16 protein-coding genes are annotated in these 22,306 nt (G+C 66.9%); 6 read left to right on the top strand and 10 right to left on the bottom strand.

The annotated features are described in order from the left end of the window. Nucleotides 1–63 precede the first annotated feature (63 nt). Nucleotides 64–1,284 carry a Gfo/Idh/MocA family protein gene (locus tag G5C50_RS17025; protein ID WP_165071300.1) on the bottom strand — a complete coding sequence of 407 codons (1,221 nt, stop codon included), beginning with the start codon at nucleotides 1,282–1,284 and terminating at the stop codon, nucleotides 64–66. A 209-nt stretch (nucleotides 1,285–1,493) separates the two neighbouring features. On the opposite strand from G5C50_RS17025, the gene G5C50_RS17030 reads away from it, so the two are divergent. The 4 genes from G5C50_RS17030 (at nucleotide 1,494) to G5C50_RS17045 (ending at nucleotide 3,104) form a co-directional block, all read left to right on the top strand. Further along, nucleotides 1,494–1,763 carry a hypothetical protein gene (locus G5C50_RS17030; RefSeq protein WP_165071302.1) on the top strand — a complete coding sequence of 90 codons (270 nt, stop codon included), beginning with the start codon at nucleotides 1,494–1,496 and terminating at the stop codon, nucleotides 1,761–1,763. Nucleotides 1,764–1,816: 53 nt separating this feature from the next. Then, entirely contained in the window at nucleotides 1,817–2,074 is a 258-nt protein-coding gene (locus G5C50_RS17035) for a hypothetical protein (RefSeq protein ID WP_165071303.1), read from the top strand. Then, nucleotides 2,071–2,397, top strand: a complete 327-nt coding sequence (locus tag G5C50_RS17040; RefSeq protein ID WP_165071305.1) for a type II toxin-antitoxin system RelE/ParE family toxin — start codon at nucleotides 2,071–2,073, stop codon at nucleotides 2,395–2,397. Before G5C50_RS17035 ends, G5C50_RS17040 begins: the two co-directional genes overlap by 4 nt. Before the next feature lie 101 nt (nucleotides 2,398–2,498). Continuing rightward, on the top strand, nucleotides 2,499–3,104 hold the full coding sequence (locus G5C50_RS17045; protein WP_165071306.1) for a hypothetical protein: 606 nt from the start codon (nucleotides 2,499–2,501) through the stop codon (nucleotides 3,102–3,104). Nucleotides 3,105–3,129: 25 nt separating this feature from the next. Here G5C50_RS17045 and G5C50_RS17050 read toward each other — a convergent pair whose 3' ends face one another. The 6 genes from G5C50_RS17050 to G5C50_RS17075 form a co-directional block, all read right to left on the bottom strand. Further along, a complete protein-coding gene (locus G5C50_RS17050) occupies nucleotides 3,130–6,852 on the bottom strand; it encodes a protease pro-enzyme activation domain-containing protein (protein ID WP_165071307.1) in 3,723 nt (1,240 codons plus the stop codon). Nucleotides 6,853–6,970: 118 nt separating this feature from the next. Continuing rightward, nucleotides 6,971–7,600: a GDYXXLXY domain-containing protein gene (locus G5C50_RS17055; protein ID WP_165071309.1), complete on the bottom strand. Its 630-nt coding sequence runs from the start codon at nucleotides 7,598–7,600 to the stop codon at nucleotides 6,971–6,973. A gap of 136 nt (nucleotides 7,601–7,736) precedes the next feature. Continuing rightward, nucleotides 7,737–9,134 (bottom strand): DUF2157 domain-containing protein, encoded by a 1,398-nt coding sequence (locus tag G5C50_RS17060; RefSeq protein WP_165071310.1) that lies wholly within the window; start codon nucleotides 9,132–9,134, stop codon nucleotides 7,737–7,739. A 265-nt stretch (nucleotides 9,135–9,399) separates the two neighbouring features. Then, nucleotides 9,400–9,720: a hypothetical protein gene (locus G5C50_RS17065; RefSeq protein ID WP_165071312.1), complete on the bottom strand. Its 321-nt coding sequence runs from the start codon at nucleotides 9,718–9,720 to the stop codon at nucleotides 9,400–9,402. 131 nt (nucleotides 9,721–9,851) lie between these two features. Continuing rightward, complete coding sequence (locus G5C50_RS17070) at nucleotides 9,852–12,389, bottom strand: tetratricopeptide repeat protein (protein ID WP_165071313.1); 2,538 nt, start codon at nucleotides 12,387–12,389, stop codon at nucleotides 9,852–9,854. 535 nt (nucleotides 12,390–12,924) lie between these two features. Next, nucleotides 12,925–14,031 (bottom strand): DUF1559 family PulG-like putative transporter, encoded by a 1,107-nt coding sequence (locus tag G5C50_RS17075; RefSeq protein ID WP_165071314.1) that lies wholly within the window; start codon nucleotides 14,029–14,031, stop codon nucleotides 12,925–12,927. A 452-nt stretch (nucleotides 14,032–14,483) separates the two neighbouring features. Between G5C50_RS17075 and G5C50_RS17080 the strand changes: the two genes are divergently transcribed. Further along, a complete protein-coding gene (locus G5C50_RS17080; RefSeq protein WP_165071316.1) occupies nucleotides 14,484–16,847 on the top strand; it encodes a DUF4159 domain-containing protein in 2,364 nt (787 codons plus the stop codon). Between the two features lie 131 nt (nucleotides 16,848–16,978). Here the strand turns inward: G5C50_RS17080 and G5C50_RS17085 are convergent, their stop codons facing one another. Next, nucleotides 16,979–17,149 carry a DUF1328 family protein gene (locus G5C50_RS17085; RefSeq protein ID WP_165071461.1) on the bottom strand — a complete coding sequence of 57 codons (171 nt, stop codon included), beginning with the start codon at nucleotides 17,147–17,149 and terminating at the stop codon, nucleotides 16,979–16,981. A gap of 877 nt (nucleotides 17,150–18,026) precedes the next feature. Between G5C50_RS17085 and G5C50_RS17090 the strand changes: the two genes are divergently transcribed. Next, on the top strand, nucleotides 18,027–19,820 hold the full coding sequence (locus G5C50_RS17090; protein ID WP_165071317.1) for a glycosyltransferase family 39 protein: 1,794 nt from the start codon (nucleotides 18,027–18,029) through the stop codon (nucleotides 19,818–19,820). A gap of 43 nt (nucleotides 19,821–19,863) precedes the next feature. On the opposite strand, the gene G5C50_RS17095 is transcribed toward G5C50_RS17090, so the two are convergent. After that, the gene (locus tag G5C50_RS17095) at nucleotides 19,864–20,262 is read right to left on the bottom strand and encodes a hypothetical protein (RefSeq protein WP_165071319.1); all 399 of its coding nucleotides are present in this window, start codon (nucleotides 20,260–20,262) and stop codon (nucleotides 19,864–19,866) included. Between the two features lie 254 nt (nucleotides 20,263–20,516). Further along, the gene (locus tag G5C50_RS17100; RefSeq protein WP_165071320.1) at nucleotides 20,517–22,262 is read right to left on the bottom strand and encodes an endonuclease/exonuclease/phosphatase family protein; all 1,746 of its coding nucleotides are present in this window, start codon (nucleotides 22,260–22,262) and stop codon (nucleotides 20,517–20,519) included. Between the last annotated feature and the right edge of the window lie 44 nt (nucleotides 22,263–22,306).

Here is a 22,306-nt window from a genome sequence, read left to right on the forward strand (position 1 = left end):
CCGAGGTTTCGAGTCCTGGGCGGCCCGCGGTCGAGTTGGGCCGCCCAGTTCCTCGCGTCACGCTCAGATGATGGTTTCGGTCGCCGGGTCCCAGTGGACCGTCGTGCCGCGGCGGTAGGCTTCGACGGCCATCCGGCAGGCGACGGCGGTGCGGAAGCCCAGCTCGAACGGGGACGTCGGCTCGCTGCGGGTGCGGACGCAGTCGAAGAAATTCCGCATGTGGACGTCGGTCGGGTTGTGGACCTTGCCGGCGAGGGCCGTCTCGTCGAGCTTCCCCTTGGCGGGGACGACGGTCATGTTGTCGGCCAGGGTGTGGACGAGGGTCCCCTTGCTGCCGAAGAGCGTGTTACGGCCTTCGCCGTAGAAGCCGTTGTTGAACATCGACGTGAAGGAGAAGAGCAGATTCTCCGGATGCTTCATCGTCACCGTGAAGGCGTCCGGCGGGCTCATCTTCGGCGACTGATAGTTGCCGCCCAGCGAGGTCACGCTCTGCGGGATCGACAGATCCAGCGAGGCGAACCAGAAGGCGGCGATGTGCACCATGTTCTCGAACACGTTGCCGCCGGAGTAATCCCAGTAGAACCGCCAGTTGAAGTAGCGGTCGGCGTCGAAGGGAACGCGCTTGGCGTCGCCCTGGAAGGCCTCCCAGTCGACCTGGGAACGGTCGAAGCCCGTGGGGATCTCCCGCGTCCAGCCGCCGTAGGGGGTCTGGCGGAAGTGGTGGGTCTCCAGCATGGAGATCGTCCCCAACTCGCCCGACTTCACGTGCTCGCGAACTTTCTGCACGCCGCCGCTGGAGTTCCACTGGAGCCCCACCTGCACGACCCGCCCGGAGCCGTCCAAAGCGTTGCGCATCCGGCGGGCGTGGTCGGCGTCGAACGCCATCGTCTTTTCTTGATAGACGTCCTTGCCGGCGGCGATCGCATCAACGAAATGTCGCGCGTGCAAGTGCTGCGGCGTGGCGATCAGAACGGCGTCGATCGACGGGTCTTCCAGCAGCTTGCGGTAGTCCTGGTAGGTTTTCGCCCCCGGGGCGATCTTCTGGGCGTCGGGGAAGCGGCCGGAGTAGACGTCGGCCAGGGCGACGCACTCGACGTTCGGGCTGTCGACGGCCGGCTTGAGGATCTCCTTGCCGCGTGACCCGGCGCCGATCAGGCCGAACCGAATCCGGTCGTTCGCACCGATGATCCGCCCTTTGCCCGCAGCGCCCACGGCCGCACTCGCGCCGCCGGCCAGCGCCGCCCCCGCCATCACCGTTCCCAGGAATCCTCGACGACTCGACATGGGCATGCTCCGCAAATCAGTTTGTACAGTGGAAGGAGTGCAGGAGGGAGATCCGTCCGGCGTCCATCATAGCCTTCCGAGGGGCGTCTTCGGCCCTCATTCGTTCCGACTTGAGGATTTTTCCAGATCGGCGCTGACGAATCGGGAGAAGACGTTAGGATGCCGCCGATGGATTCTGCCGACGTCGTTTTACCAGGGAGGGTGAAACCATGAAGCGGCCTTTCGCCTTGGGCGATCTCGTGGCCTTTCAGACCACCACCGGACGCGCCTCGCAGGGGATCGTGATCCACAAGATCATGGAAAAGCGTCAGCCGACGATCTTCCTGATCGAATGCGAGGACCGTCGCCGGGCCTTCCGGTTCGAGACCGAGTTGAACCTCGTCGCCGCCGCCGAGTCGGACGACGCCTCGGTCCACCTGTCACGCTTCGAATCACCGCTCGCTTCCCCCGCCTTCGCCACAGTGGGCGCGGACGACTGAGCGAAGCCTGTACGGTATAATGATCGCGGGAGCCTGACGAGGAGCCGCCTATCATGCCCGTCGATCGAATTAACGACCTACGCGCCTTCCGTGACTTCGCCGACGCTCGGCTTTCCGGCGAAGGCGTTGAGCCGACTCTTCAAGAAGCCCTCGTCCTGTGGGAGGTCGAGAACACCAGGGGCGACCGGGCCGAGACCGTTCAAGCGATCCGCGAGGCGCTCGACGACATGCGGGCAGGCGACGTTGGAACGCCGTGGAAGCAGGCCGTCGCCGAGTTGCGTACGAAGCACGGCCTACCCGCATCGTCATGACCTATCAAGTCCGTATTCTCGCGAAAGCATGGGAGGATCTCGACGAGATCCTTGCCTATATCGCCGAGCGATCGCCGGGCGGAGCCGCTCGGCTGCTCGATGAATTCGATAAGACGATGAGCAGGCTTGAGGTCAACCCGTTCATCGCCCCACTCGCTCTCGAGGCGGAGGATGTGGGTGAAGAGATTCGGCAGGCTCTATTCCGCACTCGTGCAGGCCGAAATTATCGAGCCCTCTTCCTCATCATCGGCGACGAGGTTCGCGTTCTTCGGGTTCGCGGCTCAGGCCAGGCTCCAATCGCCTCGGACGACCTGACGTCTTGAGTCCATCCTTGTTCCTCGCTCGCCCCAATCCACTCGACCGGCTAAAATAGAGAAGGCGACGCGTCGGGCTCTCTCGCCGACCGCGCGGACGGCCTGATCCCATGAACGATCCGACGACGGCGCATTCATCCGTGATGGACCCAGCGATACCCCCCGAGCCCGATTGGCCGTCTGCTTCGGCCCGTCTGGTGCAGGCCTGCGAGACCGCGATCGACCGGTTCGCCCGTGAGCGTCCCGAGGACAGTTGCGCGTTCCTGGCTTTCGCGGTCGGCGAGTGCTTCGGCGACGTCGTCATCGCGTTCGACACGCCGGAGAACGCGCTGCGGCGGGCGAAGCGGCACGAGGCGCTGGTGGTCCGCCGTCGGACGATGGCCCTGAGCACCGAATACGGCTGGCGGAATGCGGCCTACCACCTCAACCGCTCGCCGATCCGCCCTCAGTCCCCATCCACGGCCGAATTCGCCCACTCGGAATTCGCCCGAATCCACTTCCCGGACTGGGAGCCCTTTTTCCTCGACCGCAAGAACCCGGGCGGTGCCGACCCCACCGGCAAGATCGCCGTCCTCCTTCAGAATGTGGCCAACGCCGTCGTGGAGCGAGGCCGGCTCGCCAAGCTGAACCTGGCCTCCCCCTGCTACATCGGCGCGGAGTTCGCCCGCGAGGACATCGGCCTGGTCGTTTTGCGGGCGGTCAACTGGCCCTCCTGAAAAGGGCCGTCGATCGAAGGGCGGATCAGTTCTTCTTCTGGCTCAGGGCCTGAAGCTCCGCCAGCAGCCTCTTGCCGATGGGGCTGCCCCAGCCGGTGGTCATGTCCCAACCTTCGTGGGCGCTGTAGCCCAGGTAGGTGGGAATCTGATTCCCTTCCAGGTCGATGTGGCTGGAGGTGTTGTCCCCCTCGGTCACGTCGTGGGTGGAGCCCGTTCCGACGAGCGGCCCGTACAACAGTGTGTTGTAAAAGCCCACGTTCTTGCCCAGGAGTTGGTTGATCCGGGCGGCGAGCGCGGCCCATGCCGGGGCCCCGGCGCTGGTTCCGCCGTCGTGCAGGAACTTGCCGCGGGCCCGGATCAGGATGCCCGTCTTGGGGTCGGCGATCGAGGCGACGTCCGGGCCGCCGCGGCCGGTGGAGTGTCCCGGGTCGACCGAGGTCGGGTCCAGGCCCTGATTGACGCCTTTCTGGTAGTCGGGCATGTCGAAGTGCTGGCTGACTCCGCCTCCGGTGGCGTCCTTCTTGCCGATCAGGTAGCCGTTCTCGATCGTGAAGTTATTCCAGACGACCTCCTCGTCGATGTCTGCCCCGCGCGCCAGGGAGGTCCCGCCGACCGACGTGACCCACGGGCTGCTCGAGGGGAACTCCTGGTGCGCCAGGCCGTCGGCGATGCCCCGCGACGAGCCCCAGTCGCCGGCCGAGGTGAAGACCGAGACCCCCATCACGGCCGCCTCCAGGAAGGCCTCCGAGGCGACGTCCAGGTACATCGACGACAGGTACGGCTCGGCGATCGAGGTGCTGATCGAGAGGACGTCGAGGTTTCGGGTCGGGTCGTGGATGGCTTTCTGGATCGACTGGAAGAAGTCGCCGGAGCCGCCGACGCCGAAGTACACGACGAGCGTCGCGTCGTTCGCCAGTGCGCCGATCGTCTCCACGTCCAGGTACATCTCGTCGTCGGTCGCGGCCTTCCCCTGACCGACGACCTCGATCGTCGGCGTGGCGAGGCCCAGGTGGTCGAAATACTCCTTGAAGTCCTTCCGCGCCGAGGCGTCGAGCAGGCCGTCGCTCTCGATGATCCCGATCGTCTGGCCCAGGCCGGTGGCATCGGGGAACTTGTAGCGCTCGGCCAGCTGCGCGGGCGTGTAGCCCTCACTCTTCGACTCGTCGTCGGCTGGCTGGTCGTTGGACTCGACGCCGGAGCCCCCCGAGCCCGAGCCGCTCGGGTCGATGCTGAAGACGCCCTGGATGACGCCGTGGAGCGCGGCGGGGACGCCGATCTCCCCCTTGTAAACCCAGGGGCCGTTGACGTCGCCGTCGCTCTTGTAGAGGATCGTGCCGAAGGCGTCCTCCAGGTCGGAGGCCTTGCCGGAGATCGTGATCATTCGCGTGCCGACGTCCGTCGAGTCGACCTTGAGGCCCTGGCCCTGGGCCCACCTCGTGACGGCGGCGACGTCGGTCGGGTCGGCCCCGTAGCGGGCGGCGAACTGCTCGCGGGTGAGGTAGGTCCTCTGGTCGAGCGGGGCCTCGGCCAGCGACTCGAGGGAGGGGAGGCTCGCCGAGTCGGGTCGGGGACGGACGACGATCAGGGCGGTCGCGACGTCGTCGGCCTTGAGCGGCTTCAGGTCGGCGTCGGCCGAGACCGTGGGCAGGGCGCTGCCGGCGATGGGCTGGATGGCGGTTGAGTCCGCATTGATGAGCCGCAGCACGTGGCCCACATGATTGTAGTACCAGTCGTTCGCCGACCCCGGCGCGCCGAAGGGACGGATCTGGACGCCTTCGGGGATGACGCGGTTGTTGGAGTCGATGTGGTTCGGGGTGATCCCCGTGGAGTCGATGATGAGGTGTTGGTCGACGCCGTTGGAATCCTTGCCGTAGTCTCCCAGCCAGGTGATCGCGTGGGTCGGCTTCTCGCCGTCGCCGTTGATGATCAGGATGTCGCCGGGCTCGAGCTGCGAGACCAGGTCCTCGTAGCTCGACCAGTGCTCGATCGTCTGGACCGAGACGCGGTCGGCCAGCGAGGCGGGGATCGTCACGCCGTCGAGGTCCGAGGCGCTCACGGCGCCCTGGGCGTCGGTGGCGGCGGGGATGGTCACGCCCAGGGCGTCGGCGTAGGCCCAGGCGGTGAAGTTGGTGCAGTCGACCCCCTGGCTCTGATAGGGGGCCGTCGTCTGGGCGTTCCACCGCGAGCCCTGGTCGGGGAGCCAGGTCGGATCGTGGTGGTGCTGGTAGTCGACGCCGATCGCGCTCATGTACGCGGCGATCACGCGCTCGCGGAGCCAGTCGTTGGAGGAGTCCTTGGGGACGTCCGGGGCCTTGTTAGGATTCACGTCCGGCCCCCAGCCGTCGCCCGAGGGGGCGCTGACGGTGCGGTCCCAGAGCCCCTTGTCGAAGCCCGCCGGTGCGGACGAGAGGTCGATGGAATAGGGCGACGTGTACTTGATCGACGGATAGGCGACGAGGCCCACCTCGGCCGCTGCGCCGCCGGCCCCGGTGGCGGCGTCCTTCTTACCCTGGAGCGGGTGGAACGCGGCCTTGTCCGAATCGGTCAGCGGTTCGACCTTCGTATCGGCCTTGCTGGGGAGCATGTCCGCGCCGAAGCCCTGAATGACGAGCTTGTCCGACGCGGCCGTCGAGGCGAAGAAGATGGTGGGCGTGACCGGGCCTTCGCTGTAGGGGAAGGTGCCGTCGAGCCCCGTCAGCGTGCTCCGCTGGTAGACGAAGCCCGCGCCCATCGGCACGAGGTCTCCGCCGCCGGGGGAGACGGCCGGCGTGAACTTCTTCTCGTGCGGGTCGCCCCAGACGACGATCGACCCCTTGGACGTGTTACTGTTCCTCTCGCGTCCGGTCTCCACGATCGCCCCGGGGGCGTTCTCGGACGAGACGACCGTGATCCGCGCCGTTCCGGAACGGACCTTGAGCGGGTGGACGGTCCAGGTCCACTGATCGACCGTCGGGTCGTAGACGGAGACCTTGCCGTCGGCCTGCGAGGCGGCGGCGACGTCGGCCTTGCCGTCGCCCGTGACGTCCCCCACGGCCACCGCGACGCCCGACCGCGTCGAGATCGGCGGCGCAGAGAGAGTCTTCTTCTGGACCCACGCCCCCCCGGACGCCAGCCCGAACTCGACGATCGACCGCGAGCCCCGCCCGGCGCCCGAGGGCGCGGCGACCAGCTCATCGACGCCGTCGCCGTCCAGGTCGCCCGTGGCGATGCTCACGCCGACGCCCGGCTTGAAGCCCGGCAGCGTCGTCGGCGAGGCCATGAGGATGGGTGTCACCTTCGCGTTCACCGGCGACGATCCCTGCACCTGGAACTTCCAGGCCGTGACGGTCCCCGCCTTCGCCGAAGCCACGACCAGGTCGGAAACGCCGTCGCCGTCCAGGTCCGCCAGCGCGATCCGCAACGACCCGTTGTACAGCGGGTTGTTCCCCGACGAGCCGCCCCCCTGATACAGCGGGTTCTGGATCGTCGCCAGGACGTTGGGCGCGGAGCCGGTGGACGTATCCGCATCGCGGCCCCAGCCGCTGTAGATGACGACCTCGCTCGACTTCCCCACACGCTTCACGACGGCGAAGTCCGCCACCTGGTCGCCGTTGACGTCGCCGAGCGCCAGGGCGTCCACGCCGCCCGACGTCGACCCGCTCCCGCGCATGGACGACAGGCAGATGCGCGGCTCCAGGGCGTCCAGATTCGGACGGCCAGTGCGGCGGGGGTTGACGCGGCGACGGTTGCTGATTCGGCTGTTAGGCATCGGGAGGGTGATCCTTCGGGGCGCTTATCCTTTCGCTCCGAGGATCAACCTAGAACACTTCCGGCCGAATGATGACTCCCTCCGCAGCCGCTCCAACCCATAAACGTCGGAGCGAGGCTCACGGCTGCGGTTGCGAGGGCTCCGCCGGCGTCGGCTGCTGGTCGATGACCAGGCCGGTCACGCTCGCGTGGCCATGGCGGTTGACGGCCAATTCGGCCCAGAGCTTGCGCTCGCGGGCGGCTGCTTCGTAAGGCGGGCCGCCCCCTTCCTGGACGTAGAAGGTCTCGATGCCGTAGTCGATCTCCGAAGGCGTTTCGAGAGTTCCCTGGAGGAACGAGACGCCCCTCGGCGGGCGGGTGACGCTTGGGAGGCCGGAGGTGTACCGGTCCTCGCGGCCTTCGATGGGCGTCAGCGGCACGAAGACGGCGCGGCCGTGCCATTCGGACTGATTGTCGGTGGTGTACGGGCCGGGAAGGCCCTCGACGCCCCCGGCCGGCACGCGGCTGAAGCCGTACGAGAGGATGACGTACTCTCCGCGGAACATGTCGCGAGGGTCCAGCGGGATCACCTGGACCAGCATCCGATCCGCCCCGTGGCGTGCCGTCGTCGCGGCGGCGATCATCCCGGCCAGGATCAAAAGCTGAAAGACGGCGGCGGCGATCAGCAGGGCCGATTCGCGAACCGGGAAGCCCCGCGTCGGCGCGAAATCGGGATCGGCCAGAGGCGGGACGTCAGGCGTGGACGACATGGCGAGGAATTCCTCCCGCAATACTATCAAACGTCAATTTCACATGATCGAAAATTGAAGCTGGGTGCCATGCCCAAGCTCGCGTGGGCATGTGATCGGCGACGGTCGTGCAACCGCCCCACACCCAGGTCGGACATCATGTCGTGGGGTTGAGCGAGGAGGTTCCGTGATGAGCCTCCTTCAACCGTCGCCAGATCACGGCCGCCGCGACGAGCGCGGCACCGCAGGCCAGGAACATCAGGGCCGCGCCGGGCATGCCGCCGAAGCCGCTGAACAGGTCGATGTAGCGGGAGACGGACCAGAGTAGGAAGTAGGCGACGCCCGCGGCGAAGGGTCGACCGCGGTCCTCGCGGGCGCCGACGATCGTCAGCCAGATCGCCAGCCCGGCCATTGCGACGTTCGCCGCGATCGTCGTCAGCAACGGCTCGCCGCCGGCGGCGTTCCACAAGCCCATGCCGGCGAACAGCCCGATCATCGCCAGCGGGAACCAGCGCCCCGGCGAGGCCAGCACGCCGCTCGCCAGCGAACCGCTGCGTCGGCCGTCGCGGTCGGCCGCGATGAAGAAGAGAATCGCCGCCAGCACGACCGCCACGGCCGATTCGATGGCCGTCGCGGTGGCCGTCGTCCCGAGTTCTCCGGCCATCGCCCGATTCGCCGCGTAGGTGCTCAGCGGCAAGAGCAGCCCGCCCACCAGAACGACGCCGAAGAACCGGTAGGGAATCCCCAGCCCCCACGCGGGGGAGTGGCACTCGGCGACCAGGAGCAGCAGCGAACCGACCAGGCCGGCCCAGAAGATCGGCGCGGCGTCGAGCTTGCCGATGAGCGGAGCGCCCAGCAGCCAGACCGTGGCCGTCGCGACGTACAACGCCAGCACGGCCCGCGATCGATGCCTGTAAGCCCATGCCATGCCGACCGCCGTCAGCGCGGGGACGCTCCAGGCGGGCTCGACGAACGACCGCCACGATCGGAAGTCGGTCGCCAGCGGGCCGAAGATCGTCATCCCCGCGTAGTAGGCCAGTGTGGCCGCGACCAGCGCATGCAGCGGCCACGACCCAACGATCAGCGCGAACGGCAAGACCCCTACGCCCCACCACCAGAAGCCGTCCACCCCCTCGACGTTGAGGTTGAACGTCTGCGCGATCAGCCAGATCGCCGCCCCATAGAAGAGGCAGCCGAGGAAGCAGACGACGTTCGAGCCCGTCACGAACCCGCGACGGCGGAGGGTCCAGGCTCCCCAGTAGGTCGCCCCCAGGACGACGAAGATCAAGGCCATGCGGGTCCAGGCGTGCAGCTCGCTCCAGTTGAACGCGACGGCCGTGAACATGGCCAGGCCGATCAACAGCCCGCCCAGCCCCATCACCGCCGCACTCGCCCGATCGTTCCGCCGCGCCGACTCCGCCTCGGCCGTCCCCCCCTCGTACAGCCCGAGAATCCGCTTGGCCTGATTGCCGTCAACCAGCCCCAGCCCCTCCCAGGCCGATAGTTCCCCCGCCAGCCACGCCCGGCGATCGGCCGTGATCTCTCGTCCGCTCATGAATGCGTTCCCCGATGGACCCCAGACGAGGCAGCGCCGCCGCGTCTCGCGTTCTCTCCGAAGAGTTCTAGCATCTTTCTGATGACGAGGCGTCGGAGAATTGTGCCACGACGACTGCGGGGCAGTTCGCCAGTCCTTCTCCGTTATCAGCCCGGTGACCATCGTCCGGCGCGAGGAGGCCGCGTCATCAACCTAGAAGGTGTAACCTGCCAGTGATGTCGACTTCCGGCAATCTACGAAGAGGCTCCGCGACTTGGCGGATTCCTCACTTCGGCGGCTCTGGATCGGGTGGGTCGGGCTCCACCGGCAGCCACGGGTAGAGGGCGGCTCGCTCGTATTTGGCCTTGAGAGCCCGGTGGTAGGCGGCCATTTGCTCGCCCCTCGCCACCCGCTGAGGGTCGCCGTCCTCCCCGCGCGCTTCGTCTGCGTAGGATTGGCTCAACTGCTCGGCGTCGGCGTTTTCCAGGGCGAGTTCGCGGAACTCGCGTGACCGCTTGACCATGATTATCACCGCCAGCACGAAGCCCAGGATCGCCACGGCGATCATCAGGCGGCGGACGGTGAACTGGACCCGCGGCTGTTTCATGGCATTCGCCTAGGGCCGTCATGAAGCACATCGAGACAACCCACCAGGCTCCGTTCAAATGGCGCAATTCGCGTCGGCATTATTTTACATGAGCCTCTACGCAGCCTCAACGAGCGATGCCGCTTCACGTCTCATTGTGCAGCCGGCTTCGCCGCGTCGATCCGGTCCAGTTCAGCGATCGCGAGGGGGACATTCAGGAAGGTCGTCGCCCCTCGATCCTTGACCCAGAGGAGGTTTTCGCGGGCCGAGGCGATCTCGCCCCTGGCGGCCTGATCCAGGCCCAGGTAGCAGCGGACGACCGTCTCTTTTTCGACGTCGGTGGCCAGGGCCGTCAGGGCCTTTGCGTCGATCTCCCCGCGCAGGTATTTCACGACCGGGTAAGGGAGCGAGGTCTTGTCCGCCTTCTTGTCGGCCGCGTCGAGCATCTCCCGGGCGACGTCGTTCTTCCCCTCTCGACGCGCCGCGAGAACGCCGATGATCGTCGCGTAGACGGATTGCTCGCTCTTCCAGTCGTCCTTGGAGATGGCCGAATTGCAGTCCGCCAGCGCCTTGGCGTAATCTCCCCGACACGTCCACGCGTTGCCTCGGGCGATGTACGCGTCGACGTTCGCCGGATCGAGTCGGATCGCGTCGTCGTGGTCGGCGATGGCCTTGTCGTATTGCTTCTGGAACTGCTCGGCGGCACCTCGGATGTCGTAGCCTCGCGGGTTCTTCGGGTCGAGCCGGATGGCCTCGTTGGCGTCGGCGATCGCCTTCTCGTACTCCCGTTTGGCAAACCACGCGGAGCCGCGGTCGATGTACGCGGCGGCATAGGTCGGATCGAGCCGGATGGCCTCGTTGTCGTCGGCGATCGCCTTGTCATAAGCCTTCATGGCGTACCAGACCTCGCCGCGCCCCCTGAAGGAGGCGGACCACCAGGGGTAGATTCGGATGGCCTCGCTGAAATCGGCGACGGCCTTTTCGTAATCCTTCTTGAGGTACCAGGTGTAGCCGCGAATGCAGTAGCCTCGGGTGTCTCCCGGATCGAGTCGGATGACCTCGGTAAAGTCGGCGATGGCCTTGTCGTATTCCTCCTTACCAGACCAGGCGACGCCCCGGCTGCGGTAGGCGAGGGCGTCGGTCGGGTCGAGTCGCACGACCTGGTTGTAGTCGGCGATGGCGTCGTCGTACTGCTGGGTGGCGAACCAGGCGTCGCCGCGCCCGCGGTAGGCGAGGGCGTCGGTCGGCGCGAGTCGGATGACCTCGTTGAAGTCGTCGACGGCCTTGGCGTACTTCTTTTCGTTGAGCCAGACGTTGCCGCGGTTGCGGTAGGCGACGGCGTAGGTCGGGTCGAGTTGGATGACCTTGGTGTAGTCGGCGATGACCCTCTCGCACTCCTGTGCGATGCGCTCGGCGTCGGCTTCATCGGTGGAGGCGATGAAGTATCTCCTGCACCAGAGATTGCCGCGATCGAGGTACGCGGTGACGTAGGACGGGTTGAGGCGGATGGCCTCGTTGTAGTCGGCCATGGCCTTGTCGTACTCTTCCATGGCGTACCACGCGCGGCCGCGGCCGTCGTAGGCGGAGGCGTATTCCGGGGCGAGGCGGATCGCCTCGCCATAGTCGATGCTCGCCTTGCTGTACTCCTTCCTGGCGTGCCAGGTGTAGCCGCGCAGGCAGTAGGCGTAGGCGTTCTCCGGGTCGAGACGGATCGCTTCGTTGTAGTCGGCGATCGCCTTCTCGTAGTCCTTCCTGGCATACCAGGCGTCGCCGCGATCGATGTACGCAGCGGCGTTGCCTGGATCGAGGCGAATGGCCTCGTCGTAGTCGGCCGTGGCCTTGGCGTAATCCTCCTTGGAATACCAGGAGTTGCCGCGCTTGCGGTAGGCGAGGGCGAATCCCGGGGCGAGGCGGACGGCCTCGCCGAAGTCGGCGATCGCCTTGTCGTATTCCTTCTCGGCGTACCGGACGAGGCCTCGATTGTGGAAGGCGGCTGCGTAAGCGGGCTCGAGCCGGACGGCCTCGTTGAAGTCGGCGACGGCCTTGCCGTAATCCTTCTCGGCGTATCGGGCGCGGCCGCGGTTCTGATAGGCGACTGCGCCGGCCGGGTCGATTCGGATGGCCTCGTCGTAGTCGGTAATGGCCCGGCCGAGGTCCCCCTTGTCGAGCCAGGCGTTGCCGCGATCGACGTACGCGGGGGCGTGGTTCGGGTCGATGCGAATGGCCTCGCCGTGGTCGGCGATCGCCTTGTCATACTCCTTGCGGTCGAGCCAGGCGTTGCCCCGAGAGATGTAGTTCGCAGCGGAGTTCGGGTTGGCGCGGATGAGGTCGGAGTAGAAATCGACGGCCTGCTCGACGGGGACGAGGGACTCGGGCTCGACCCAGCCGCGAGCCGAACCGTTCTCCTCGACGATCCAAACCCGATCGCCGTCGGCTCGCGTCACCTTGTAGACACGGTACGAGGACGGCTCGTCGCCCCGGGCGAGGTTCCGGGTACGGTCGGCGTCGTCCACCGCGTTGTCGTCGCCGGTGAGAGCCGTCTCTCTCTGGGTAATCACGCGCTTGCCGACCCAGGCGTCATTGGGGCCGGGCTGAACTTGCTGCTGAGCGGCCGAAGGACGCGGGGAGAGGGCGAGCGTCAGGAGCAACAGGAGCGTCGGGCCGCGGCGTCGGGCGGTGGGTACTGACATGGCGGCTGCCTCGAGGCCACAGCGTCGAATGAGACTCGAATCTGGATGCCATCGAGCCTAGCATGCCCGCGTGGGGGGGGCGATTGAATTGTCTGGATCGAGTTCCGTGGTCATTGTCCGTGGCGACCGCGAGCCTGACCTCCGCAAGAGCCTAACAACCCCAGCCCCGACCTTGTTCCCTCTCCAAGTGCCTTAGGGTGCCATGGCCACGCTTGCGTGGCCATGAGCCGGCGTGGGGTAGCTGAACGAGCCTCACCGATCACATGGCCACGCACGCGTGGCCATGGCACCCACGCTGTATTTTCTCGCGGATTTCGTAACGGCAATCGTCATTTGGCGACACCTTATAGGCGGAGGGACTCGCGTTCTCGATGGCTCGTTGGCAATTCGGTCTTGGGGAGAATCGTCCTCGGTCGTCGCGAAAAGCGCGCGAACGAACCCACGGCGCGGGGCGATCCAAATCGCGTCAGGGCCGGGGGTTGCGATCGGCAAAGCAGTTGGCTTCGGTCGTAAGCGAAGCCAACCGCGAGGCCTGTCAGTAGGCGTCGGACGAGATGACCTCGCCGCCGGCGCGGGTGGCCAGAGCGAGGATGACGTTGATGTTGGTGCTGTCCTTGAGGAATCGGACGGAGCCGTCGGTCATCAGCACCATAGCTCCGCCGGGGTGGAAGCTGCTGAGGCCGAAGACGCCGGGGGCCGCGACGCTGTCCGTCCCGTTGGTCGAGCAGTTCGGCCGCGACGGGTTCGGCGGCTGAAGCAGGTTGCCGAACGTGTAGGTCGTCAGGGCCCATCCCCAGGTCATGCCAAGCATCGGCGTGTGTCGGACGCGCTTGGTCGCCTTGCTGGCGGAGCAGGTGTCGAGCCACGTGGAAAGAACGGGGTAATTGCTGGGATAGACGTACTCCGAGCCTGCCGCCGTGGCCGACATGCCGGTCGGGAAGGTGCCGATGAAGATCGTGTCCTGGGGCGAGATCTGGGCCAGGTTCCCGGTCCCCAGCTTCCACTCGCCGAAGGCGATCGTGTTGCTGGTGCCGTCGGTGACGGACTGGACGCCGATGGCCGGACCGTTGTGGCCGAACATGCCGTTGGGAGGCCCGCCGACCTGGCCGAACCGATAGTCGATGCTCGCGCCGAGGGATGCGAAATAGCTGTTGCCCGGGGCGTTCACCGCCATCGTCGTCGTGTTGTAATTGCCGCCGGCCACCAGGTAGCTCGGCGGGGGAGCCGAGGGACAGAGGAAGACGGAGAGCCGCGACGTCGTCGCGGTGGAATTCATCGCGTCGCCGTTGTTCACGTTGTCGTTGAAGGCGCAGATGTTGAAGTTGGCCGTGTTGTACATCGGCTGCTGCTCCATCGCCGCGAGCATCCGCACGTGGGGGCTGAAGTCGCCGTTGCCCTGGAGCGCCAGATTGGTCTGCCGCGAGTTGAGCGAGCCGGGGGGGAAGCTGTCGTTGGCGCTATGGTAGTTATGCAAGCCCAGGCCGATCTGCTTCATGTTGTTGGTGCACTGGACGCGCCGGGCGGCCTCGCGAGCCGCCTGCACGGCAGGCAAGAGCAAGGCGATCAACACAGCGATGATGGCGATCACGACCAGCAGTTCGATCAGCGTGAATCCAGGGCGGGCTCGTTGAGGAGAGGTCATCGAGGGGCTCCCAGGCCGAAAGGGTGAATGGATAAGCGACGCGCGTGACGTTCGAGCGGGCGGCGAACAATACCCCTGAGCGGCGACGAAGTGAAGGACGCCGGAGAGCGATTGGGGGATTTCTCCGACCTGGCCAGGAGTCCTCCATTCCCCCTCGCCCAACGGAACGGCGATCCCAGGGCCTTGCGAATCACGCGCCGAATTTCAGGACGGCCCCGCGCAAGGAAGTCGAACGAAGCCAACCCGCCGACACCTTAAACATATTTATATCAAAGCCTTGCATCAAACAAACGATTGGCTCCGGTCGCAAACGGAGCCAATCGCCAGGCGAGCCGGCACACCCTCGTACAGTCGTGGGAGGTCCGGTAAGATGAAGGCCGACAGGAGGGACGCGGGCCAGGATCGCCGGGCGAGGGCGCCGAGCGCTTCCGAGCTGCTTGGGAGATGATTCCATGAAGGAAGAAGCAAGGTTTGCTGAACGGGGGGCCTCCCGCCGGAGAAGTCGCATCGTCCTACTCGGCGCCGCAGCGCTGGCGGCGGTGGTGCTGGCGGGGCAGGGGATCCCGGCGCGGGGGGAGGTCACGGCCAGGCAGGTGGAGGAGGCCATCCGCCGAGGGATCGCCTATCTCAAATCCCAGCAAAAGGCCGACGGCTCCTGGGAACGGATCAGGAACCAGCACCAGCACTCCGCCGGAACGACGGCCCTGATCACGCATGCCCTGATCGCGGCCGGAGAGCCCGTCGATTCGCCCACGATCCGCCGCGCCGTGGCGAACCTGGAGCAGTACTCGGCCGACGAGATCGACGGCAACTACGCCGTGGGCCTGCAGACGATGGTCTTCTGCGAGGTCGACCCCAGGCGGCTGGCGGCGAAGATCGCGGCGAACGTCGCCTGGGCGGAGGCGGCGCAGGTCCGGGAGGGCGAAGAGGTCTTCGGCGGCTGGCCGGGGCTCTGGTCGCACACCTCGAACCGGAAGACCGAGCGTCGGCCTACCGACGACTCCAGCACCCAGTACGCGCTGCTGGGCCTCGACGCGGCGGCTCGGGCCGGGTTCCCCGTCGACCAGGAGGTCTGGCGGCGGGCCCGAAAGGCCTTGCGGAAGGGCCAGCGGGCCGACGGCGGCTGGGTCTACCACCCGCACAACCCGGAGTTGAAGAGCACGTCCAGCATGACCACCGCGGGGATCTCGGGCCTGATCATGGCCGAGTTCTGGTGCACCGACGAGGGGGAGCAACTGCTCGACGGTCGCATCAAGGACTGCGGCCGGACGCGGACCGACTACGCCGTCGAGCGCGGCCTGACCTGGCTGGCCCGCAACTTCACCGTCCAGGGGAACGTCAACGCCCGCATCCCCGGGGTCTGGCGCTACTACTACCTCTACGGCCTGGAGCGCACCGCTCGACTCGCGGGGGTGCGATACATCGGCTCGCACGACTGGTACCGCGAGGGGGCCGAGGAACTCGTCACAGCCCAGGACAAGATCCTGGGAGCCTGGCACGGCGAGGCGATGGAGGAGCAGCCCATGCTGGCGACGAGCTTCGCCCTGCTGTTCCTGGGGACGGGCCGAGCGCCGGTCCTCGTGCACAAGCTCCGCCACGGGCCCGGCGACGACTGGAACAACGACCCGCACGACGTCCGCCGCCTGGTCGCCGCGACCTCCGCCGACTGGGGCCACTTCCTCAACTGGCAAACGATCGACCTGGAAACCGCCGCCCCCGTCGAGCTGGCTCAGGCCCCGATCGCCTTCCTCAACGGCCATAAGGCCCCGGCCTTGAGCCCTCAGGCCAGGGAAAACCTCCGCAAGTACGTGGAGGAGGGGGGCTTCCTCCTCGCCGAAGCCTGTTGCGACAACCCCGAATTCGACGCCGCCTTCCGCGTTCTCATGAAGGAGCTGTTCCCCGATACCCCGCTCCTCCGGCTCTCCGACGATCACGCCGTCTGGCGGGCGAACCAGCGATTGACGCCGGGAGTGCATCCGCTCTGGGGGATCGAACGAGGGTGTCGGACGGCGGTGATCTACGCCCCCGTCGACCTGTCCTGCTGCTGGAACCTGATGGACGCCTCGCCGAACGACCCGGCCGTCAAGAAGGCGCGGCTGGTGGGGCGGAACATCATCGACTACGCCACCGGCCGCGAGCCCCCTCCCGACAAGCTGGCCGTCCGCGAGACACCGAGGATCGACGAGAAGGTCGACATCCCCGCGCGAGGGGTCCTGCGGTTCGCCAAGCTCAAGCACCCCGGCGACTGGAACATCGCCCCGAAAGCCCTGATCAACCTGGCCGACGCCCTGAGCAAGCCGCCGCTCAACTTCCAGGTCGACCTCCGACCCTTCGAAGCCCAGGCCGACGATCCAAAGCTGCTGTATTACCCGCTGGTCTACTTCCACGGTCGAGGGGCGACCACACTGAACGACGCCCAGGTCGAGGCGCTCCGACGCCATGTCGACCCCGGCGCAGGCCTGATCTTCGCCGACGCCGCCTGCGGGGGCGTGGCGTTCGACGCCTCGTTTCGAGAGCTGATGAAGCGAGTCCTGCCCGGCCGACCGCTCGTGCCGATCCCGCCCGAGGACCCGATCTATTCGGCGAAGCTCGGCTTCGACCTATCGCAGTCCCGCTTCAACGCCGGCGCCGGCGGCGGCCTCGCCTTCCCCCATCTCGAAGGCATCCAGGTCGAGGGCCGCTGGGCGGTGATCTACTCCAAGTACGACCTGGGCTGCGCCCTGGAGCGCCATACGGCGATCGACTGCCAGGGCTACTCTTATGAGAGCGCCCTGAAGATCGCGGTCAACATCGTCCTTTACGCCGCACAGCCGTGAGGTCCATCAACAAACGTCGCCGACTCCCGAAAGGCGGCGGTGTGGCCATCCTTTCGGGAGTCGGCGATGGCGGTCGCCTCATGGCAATCGAGACGAACCGCTGGGAACCAGGATTGAGTGATCGTCGGCGGTCAGACGGCTGGTGGACCGGAACGGCCGAAGATCAGCGAGACCACGAACAGGACGAGGAAGACGAACACGAGGATCTTGGCGATCTCCGCCAACTGTCCCTCGAGTCCGCCGAAGCCCAGGAAGCCCGCGATCAGCGCGAGCACGAAGAAGGCGATCGCCCAGCGCAACATGATCATGACCCTTTCGCGTGGATCGTTACTTTCGAGGTCCTCGGCGGAAGGTCTCGTCGCAACCACCTGGATCGCGAAGGGCCTCTCACGACGCCGTTACATCAAAGCCTAGGCAAACGCGATGCCGTTCGCCGCGACGTCGCAATTCTCGAGAAATTCTTGTTAAGCCCCCGCATCTAGAGGCCATTCTCAAGATAGAAGCACGGGAAATCGGGCTGGTTCCTTGGCAATACGGTTCCTTGACGCCTTCCCAAAGAGGACGCCCCCATTCCGCCGGCTGGATCGAGAGCCGACCGGTGGAATGGAGACAACCAACGACATGCTGTTTCTTGCCGATCGAACCCACCAAAACAACGCACAACATCATTCTGCACAACCAATTACGTCCATAACCCGATTGGCTTCGCTCGCAACCGAAGCCAACCGACGGAGGAAGCCTGGCAGGCGAGAAAGGTTCTCCGAGTCCCGCGCAACGGACTGCGCATCGGAGGCTGTCCAGCGGCGAAGGACGAAAACCGTGGCCGGGATTTCGGGACGGCGCCGATAAGGAGGGATGGTGTCGTCGTGGCGATGCAGGCGTCGTCAGTGGGTTTGAGGGGGTGATTCCGTGCACCTTGGCAGGGACCGAAGGCCTATCCCCCAATCTTTGCGGATATGGTATGGTCCATCGAAATCCACCTCCACTTCGACGGGAACCACGTCCGGGGCTCATGCCCAGGGCGATGGGTCGGGCGACATCACGGTCCGGACGGATGAGACGATGGGAGCGCGCGTACTGCGACCAGCGAAACGACCGTCGACGACTCTGAGGACCCGGCTCAAGCCGGCCGTCCCGCAGTCGCCGCGACCTCTGCTTCGGCCAGCCCCGCGATCAGCGATGTTCTTCCCGCTGGTCGTGCTGGCGGCGGTCCTTCCTGGACTGGCGGCCATGCGCTCGTGGGACCTGTCGTCTCCAGGCCCGCTTTGGGGGCTTCGCGCCCTGGCCGTGGCGATCGACGGCATGGTCGTCGACCAGACGGGAGCCTGCGACGCGATCAAGCCGGAACGGGAGTCGGCGGGGTATCGCAGCGTGGCCTTCCAGCCGCCGCTCTACCCCTGGCTGGCCGCCGCCGGGATGTCCCTCAGCGGCGACTACGACCCCATCGCCTGCATCCTGCCCAGCTACGCCGCCGGCGCGGGGATCGTGATCCTCATCTACCTTCAGGGTCGGCTCTGGCGCGGCGGGGGAATGGGATTCACCGCGGCCCTGCTGATGGCCTTCAGCCCCAGCCTCCTGCTGCGCGAGCAGGAGATGACGCCCCACCTGATCGCCGCGGCCGGCGCGCTGGCGGCCCTGCACGCCTACGCCGTAAGAACCAGGCTGGCCGTCGAGTCGGCCGATCCGAGACTGCGGTCGATGCTCTGGTCGGCCGTGGGGGGCCTGGCGCTGGGGTGCTCGCTGCTGGCCGTCGAGGCCTTCGGGCTGATCGTCGTGGTGGTGATCGCCCTGCATCAGATCTATCTGCGAGTCAGCGCCTCGGCCGATCCGAACTACCGACCGAGCGCCAGGGCGAGTTGGACGTGCTGGCTTCGCGACGGCGGGGCGATCGACTCCGCGCTGGCGATCGGCGTGGCGACGGTGGTGGCCGCCCCCTGGCACGCCCGCATGTTCATGACCCACGGCTGGAGCCTGTTCGCCCCGCTGACGCTGCCGGCCTCGGGCTGGATCGAGTCGTACAACCTGGCGACGTGGATCCTGTCGCTGGCCCCGGCGGCGGCGCCGCTGGCGTTCTACGGAGCCGGCCGAGCGATCCGCACGGCGCTGGCGACGGAGACCGACAGCCGCGAAACGGTGGGAGGATCGCTCTGGGTCATCTGGGCGGGAACCGCCGCGCTGGCGCTCTCGCTCTGGACGACCGGCCCCCGCCAGGCGCTGGAGATCTTCCTGCTGATCCCGTTGAACCTGCTGGCGGCCTCGACGGTGGCCGACCTGGTGAACCGGCGAGTGTCGGTCCGGGCGCTGATCGGCCTGGCGCCGGCGGCGGCCCTGGGACTGGCCTGGTGGTCCAGCCGAGACCTCCGCGGCGCGTTCGACGAATTGCTCTCGGGAGGAGCCAGTCCGGGGACCACCCTGAGCCTCCACCTGACGCTCGACCTGCTGGTCCTGACGATCTTCCTCGGCCGGGCGATCGAGAAGTGGGCAAGCTCTCGCGACGACCGCCAGCGCCAGGTGCTGGCGACGTTCCTGCTGGCCACCCTGGCGGCCACGGTCGGCCTGGGGGTCCGCGAAATGGTCTTCCGCCACGTCGAGACCAGCGACCTGCTGATGCTCCGAACGATGATCCTGAGGCGCAACCGCGAGCGGCCGTTCAGCCACATCGCGGTGGTCAGTCCGCCGAATACGAAGTTCGCCGCCGACGTCGAGCCCGGATCGCTCGACGCCCCGTACCCCGGCGGCCGGCTCCGGTTCATCCTGAGAACGGCCCTGCCGGAGCTTCCCCAGATCGACCTCTCGGACGTCGATGAGCTGCTGACGCTCCCCGACGAACAGCGGCTGGTGATTCTCCACGGGGCGGGGAGCCGGCTCTCATATAGCCTTCAGTCCCGACTGGGGCTGGAGGCCATCCACCCCGGCCGGTCCGGCATCCTCGACGCCTACGCCACGGCCACCGACCAGGTCGCCCGGCGCTGAAGAGGCCGGGGATCGGGGTCGGCGACGAGGCGGTTCAGCTTGCTCAGGAGAGCAGGTCGGCCAGTTCCTTGACCTTGTCCGCGCCGACCTTGGCGACCAGCGGCTTGAGCGCCCGCAGGGCGTCGATCAGGTCGCCGTCTCCCTTGGCGGCGGGCGGCGGGGCGAGATACCCTTCCACGGCCGCCTTGGGCCGACGGCCCCGCCGCACGGGAGCCTCGCCCGCCTTCTTGTTGGCCTGCGACTTATAAGCGGAAATCTGCTGGCGAGGGATTTCCTTGCCGTATTGCGTGCGGACGAATCCGTCGATGTCGTCGATATCGGTCAACCCTTTGGCCAGGGCATTGCGCACGGCCTGCGCACCGGAGATCGGCTTGATCGAGCTCGCCTCTTCAGATTCGACCAGTTCGGACTCGGGGGCGGGCTTGCTCTTGCGGCGGCTCATAAACGGCTCCGATGAATGCGGCCCTGCAAGATTGGGACGACGCGCGGACGTTCCGCCGCACAACCCAATCGACAAGAACCACGCTATTCCCAACTTAGGCTATCCATAGCCGTCTTCCAATTCAATATAAGTCCCAGGTCCAAACACGCTCAAAAGCCTTGCGCAGTCGCGCAGACCAGCGCTCTTCGACCGATTTCCGAGCCATTGTCACAATGCCGCGCCTATGCCGAAATCCGCCGAGTCGTGTGAGGATCTCAGCGCGGCTCGATCGCCTCGACGCGGGCCGAATCATGGAGGGCGCGAATCTCGTCGTCCGAGAGAGCCCTGTTGAAGACGGCGAGACCGCCGAACCGGCCGATGGTCGCCTCGCCGAGCATCGTGCCGACGGCGTGCCGCGCTCCGACAGTGAAGTCCGAGCCGCCCCCCGGCTTCGTTGCGGCATGGCGCGAGGGGTCGTACCGGAAGATCCCTCGGCCGTGATAGTACGGGTTCATTCCCCGGTCGCGGCCGTCCGGCCCTTCGGCCGTGAAGTAGCGGTCGTTGCGACGGTCCCGCGCCGGGTCGAGGCCCATCGGCTCGAGCCGGCCGTCGATGTACGCCTTCAGCCACTGACCGTCGTAGGTGAACGCCAGGCTGCACCAACGGCTTTCGGGGACCTCGCGGGGGGTGACGGCGTAGTCGGCGCACCAGGGGAAGGCGGAACCGTCGGCGCGGCGGGTGACGCCCCCCTCGCTGGAGACGTGCGGCACAAGCCGTCGAGGTCCGCCGTAGGTGGGCATGTTCATGAGCATGGCGTACTGGCGAGTCCCCGAGTCGTCGTTCGCGCCTTTGCCCTCGGTCCACATGCCGGCGATCGTTCGGCTCTGCTTCAGGTTCTCAACGCGGACCACGGCGAACATGGAGACCTGAGCATTCGATCCGGCGATGTTCAGGTCGCCCGTCTCGGCGTAGGGGATACGGAAGTAGTGCTTGCCGTCGAGTTCGGCCGCGCGGCCCGAATACGGCCCCCCCGCGACGCGAGGGATCGGCCCGCCGACCTCCGTCAGCGGATGCGGCTCCTTCGTCCCCGTCGAGACTCGGGGCATGCCGGCCTCTTCGCCAAACGTCCAGAAGCCGACCAGGCCAGGCGTCTTCAGAACGACCGTGGGATCGCCGGTCGGGGCCACGTTCGCAGCCTTGGCGGCCGTCGCGGCTGGGACGGTCAGTTGGATGTAGACCGGCTGATGATCCGAGGCCACCGTCTCGACGTCGACCCGCCCCGAGCCGGCGACGATCCCCGCCGCGAGCGAGCCCGAAACGAAGACGTAGTCGATCCGCCCCGGCCGCGAGCCGTGCAGACCGATCGAGTGGCCCTCACCCTTGCCGGCGATCGGCCAACCGTCGACGATCCGTTCGCCCCCGGCCGGGGCTGCGGTCAGCGCCTTGTAGTCGTCCGAGTCGGGGCGAAAGTTGAAGTCCCCCATCATGATCCAGGGGTCGGGGCACGCGGCCAGGACCTCGCGGACGCGGGCCACCTGAAGGGCTTTGTCGGCGGCAGAATCGTGAGCCAGGTGAGTGACGAACACCCGGAGCGGACGGCCGTTGACGTCGAGCCGGCATTCCAGCAGCCCGCGGGGCTCAGCCTTTTCGCGACCCGCCGAGCGCGGCAGGCGATGGTTCTGGTGGGCGACGATCGGGAACCGGCTCACGAGCGCCACGCCGTACTGGCCGCCGTCGGCGTCAATGAGGTTGCCGCCGAACGCGACGTTCGCCCTCAAGAGGTCGCCGAGCGCCGCGGCCTGATCGACCTTGCCGCTGCGGTCGCGAAAGCGGACGTCGACCTCCTGGAAGGCGACGATGTCCGCCCCCCGGACAAGATCGGCCACGCGCTTCAGGTCGAGCTTGCCGTCGGTCCCTTCGGCGTGATGGATGTTGAAGGTCGCCAGCCTGAGAGGCTCCTCCGCCGCGGCGAACGCGGGGAAGAGCGACAGAGCCAGCACGGAGAGGATGCGACGAATCAAGGCCATGGCTCCTGGATTCTCGACGTTGGAGGAAAAGCAACGCC

The sequence above is a fragment of the Paludisphaera rhizosphaerae genome (genome assembly GCF_011065895.1).
In the GTDB taxonomy this organism is placed as follows: Bacteria; Planctomycetota; Planctomycetia; order Isosphaerales; family Isosphaeraceae; genus Paludisphaera; species Paludisphaera rhizosphaerae.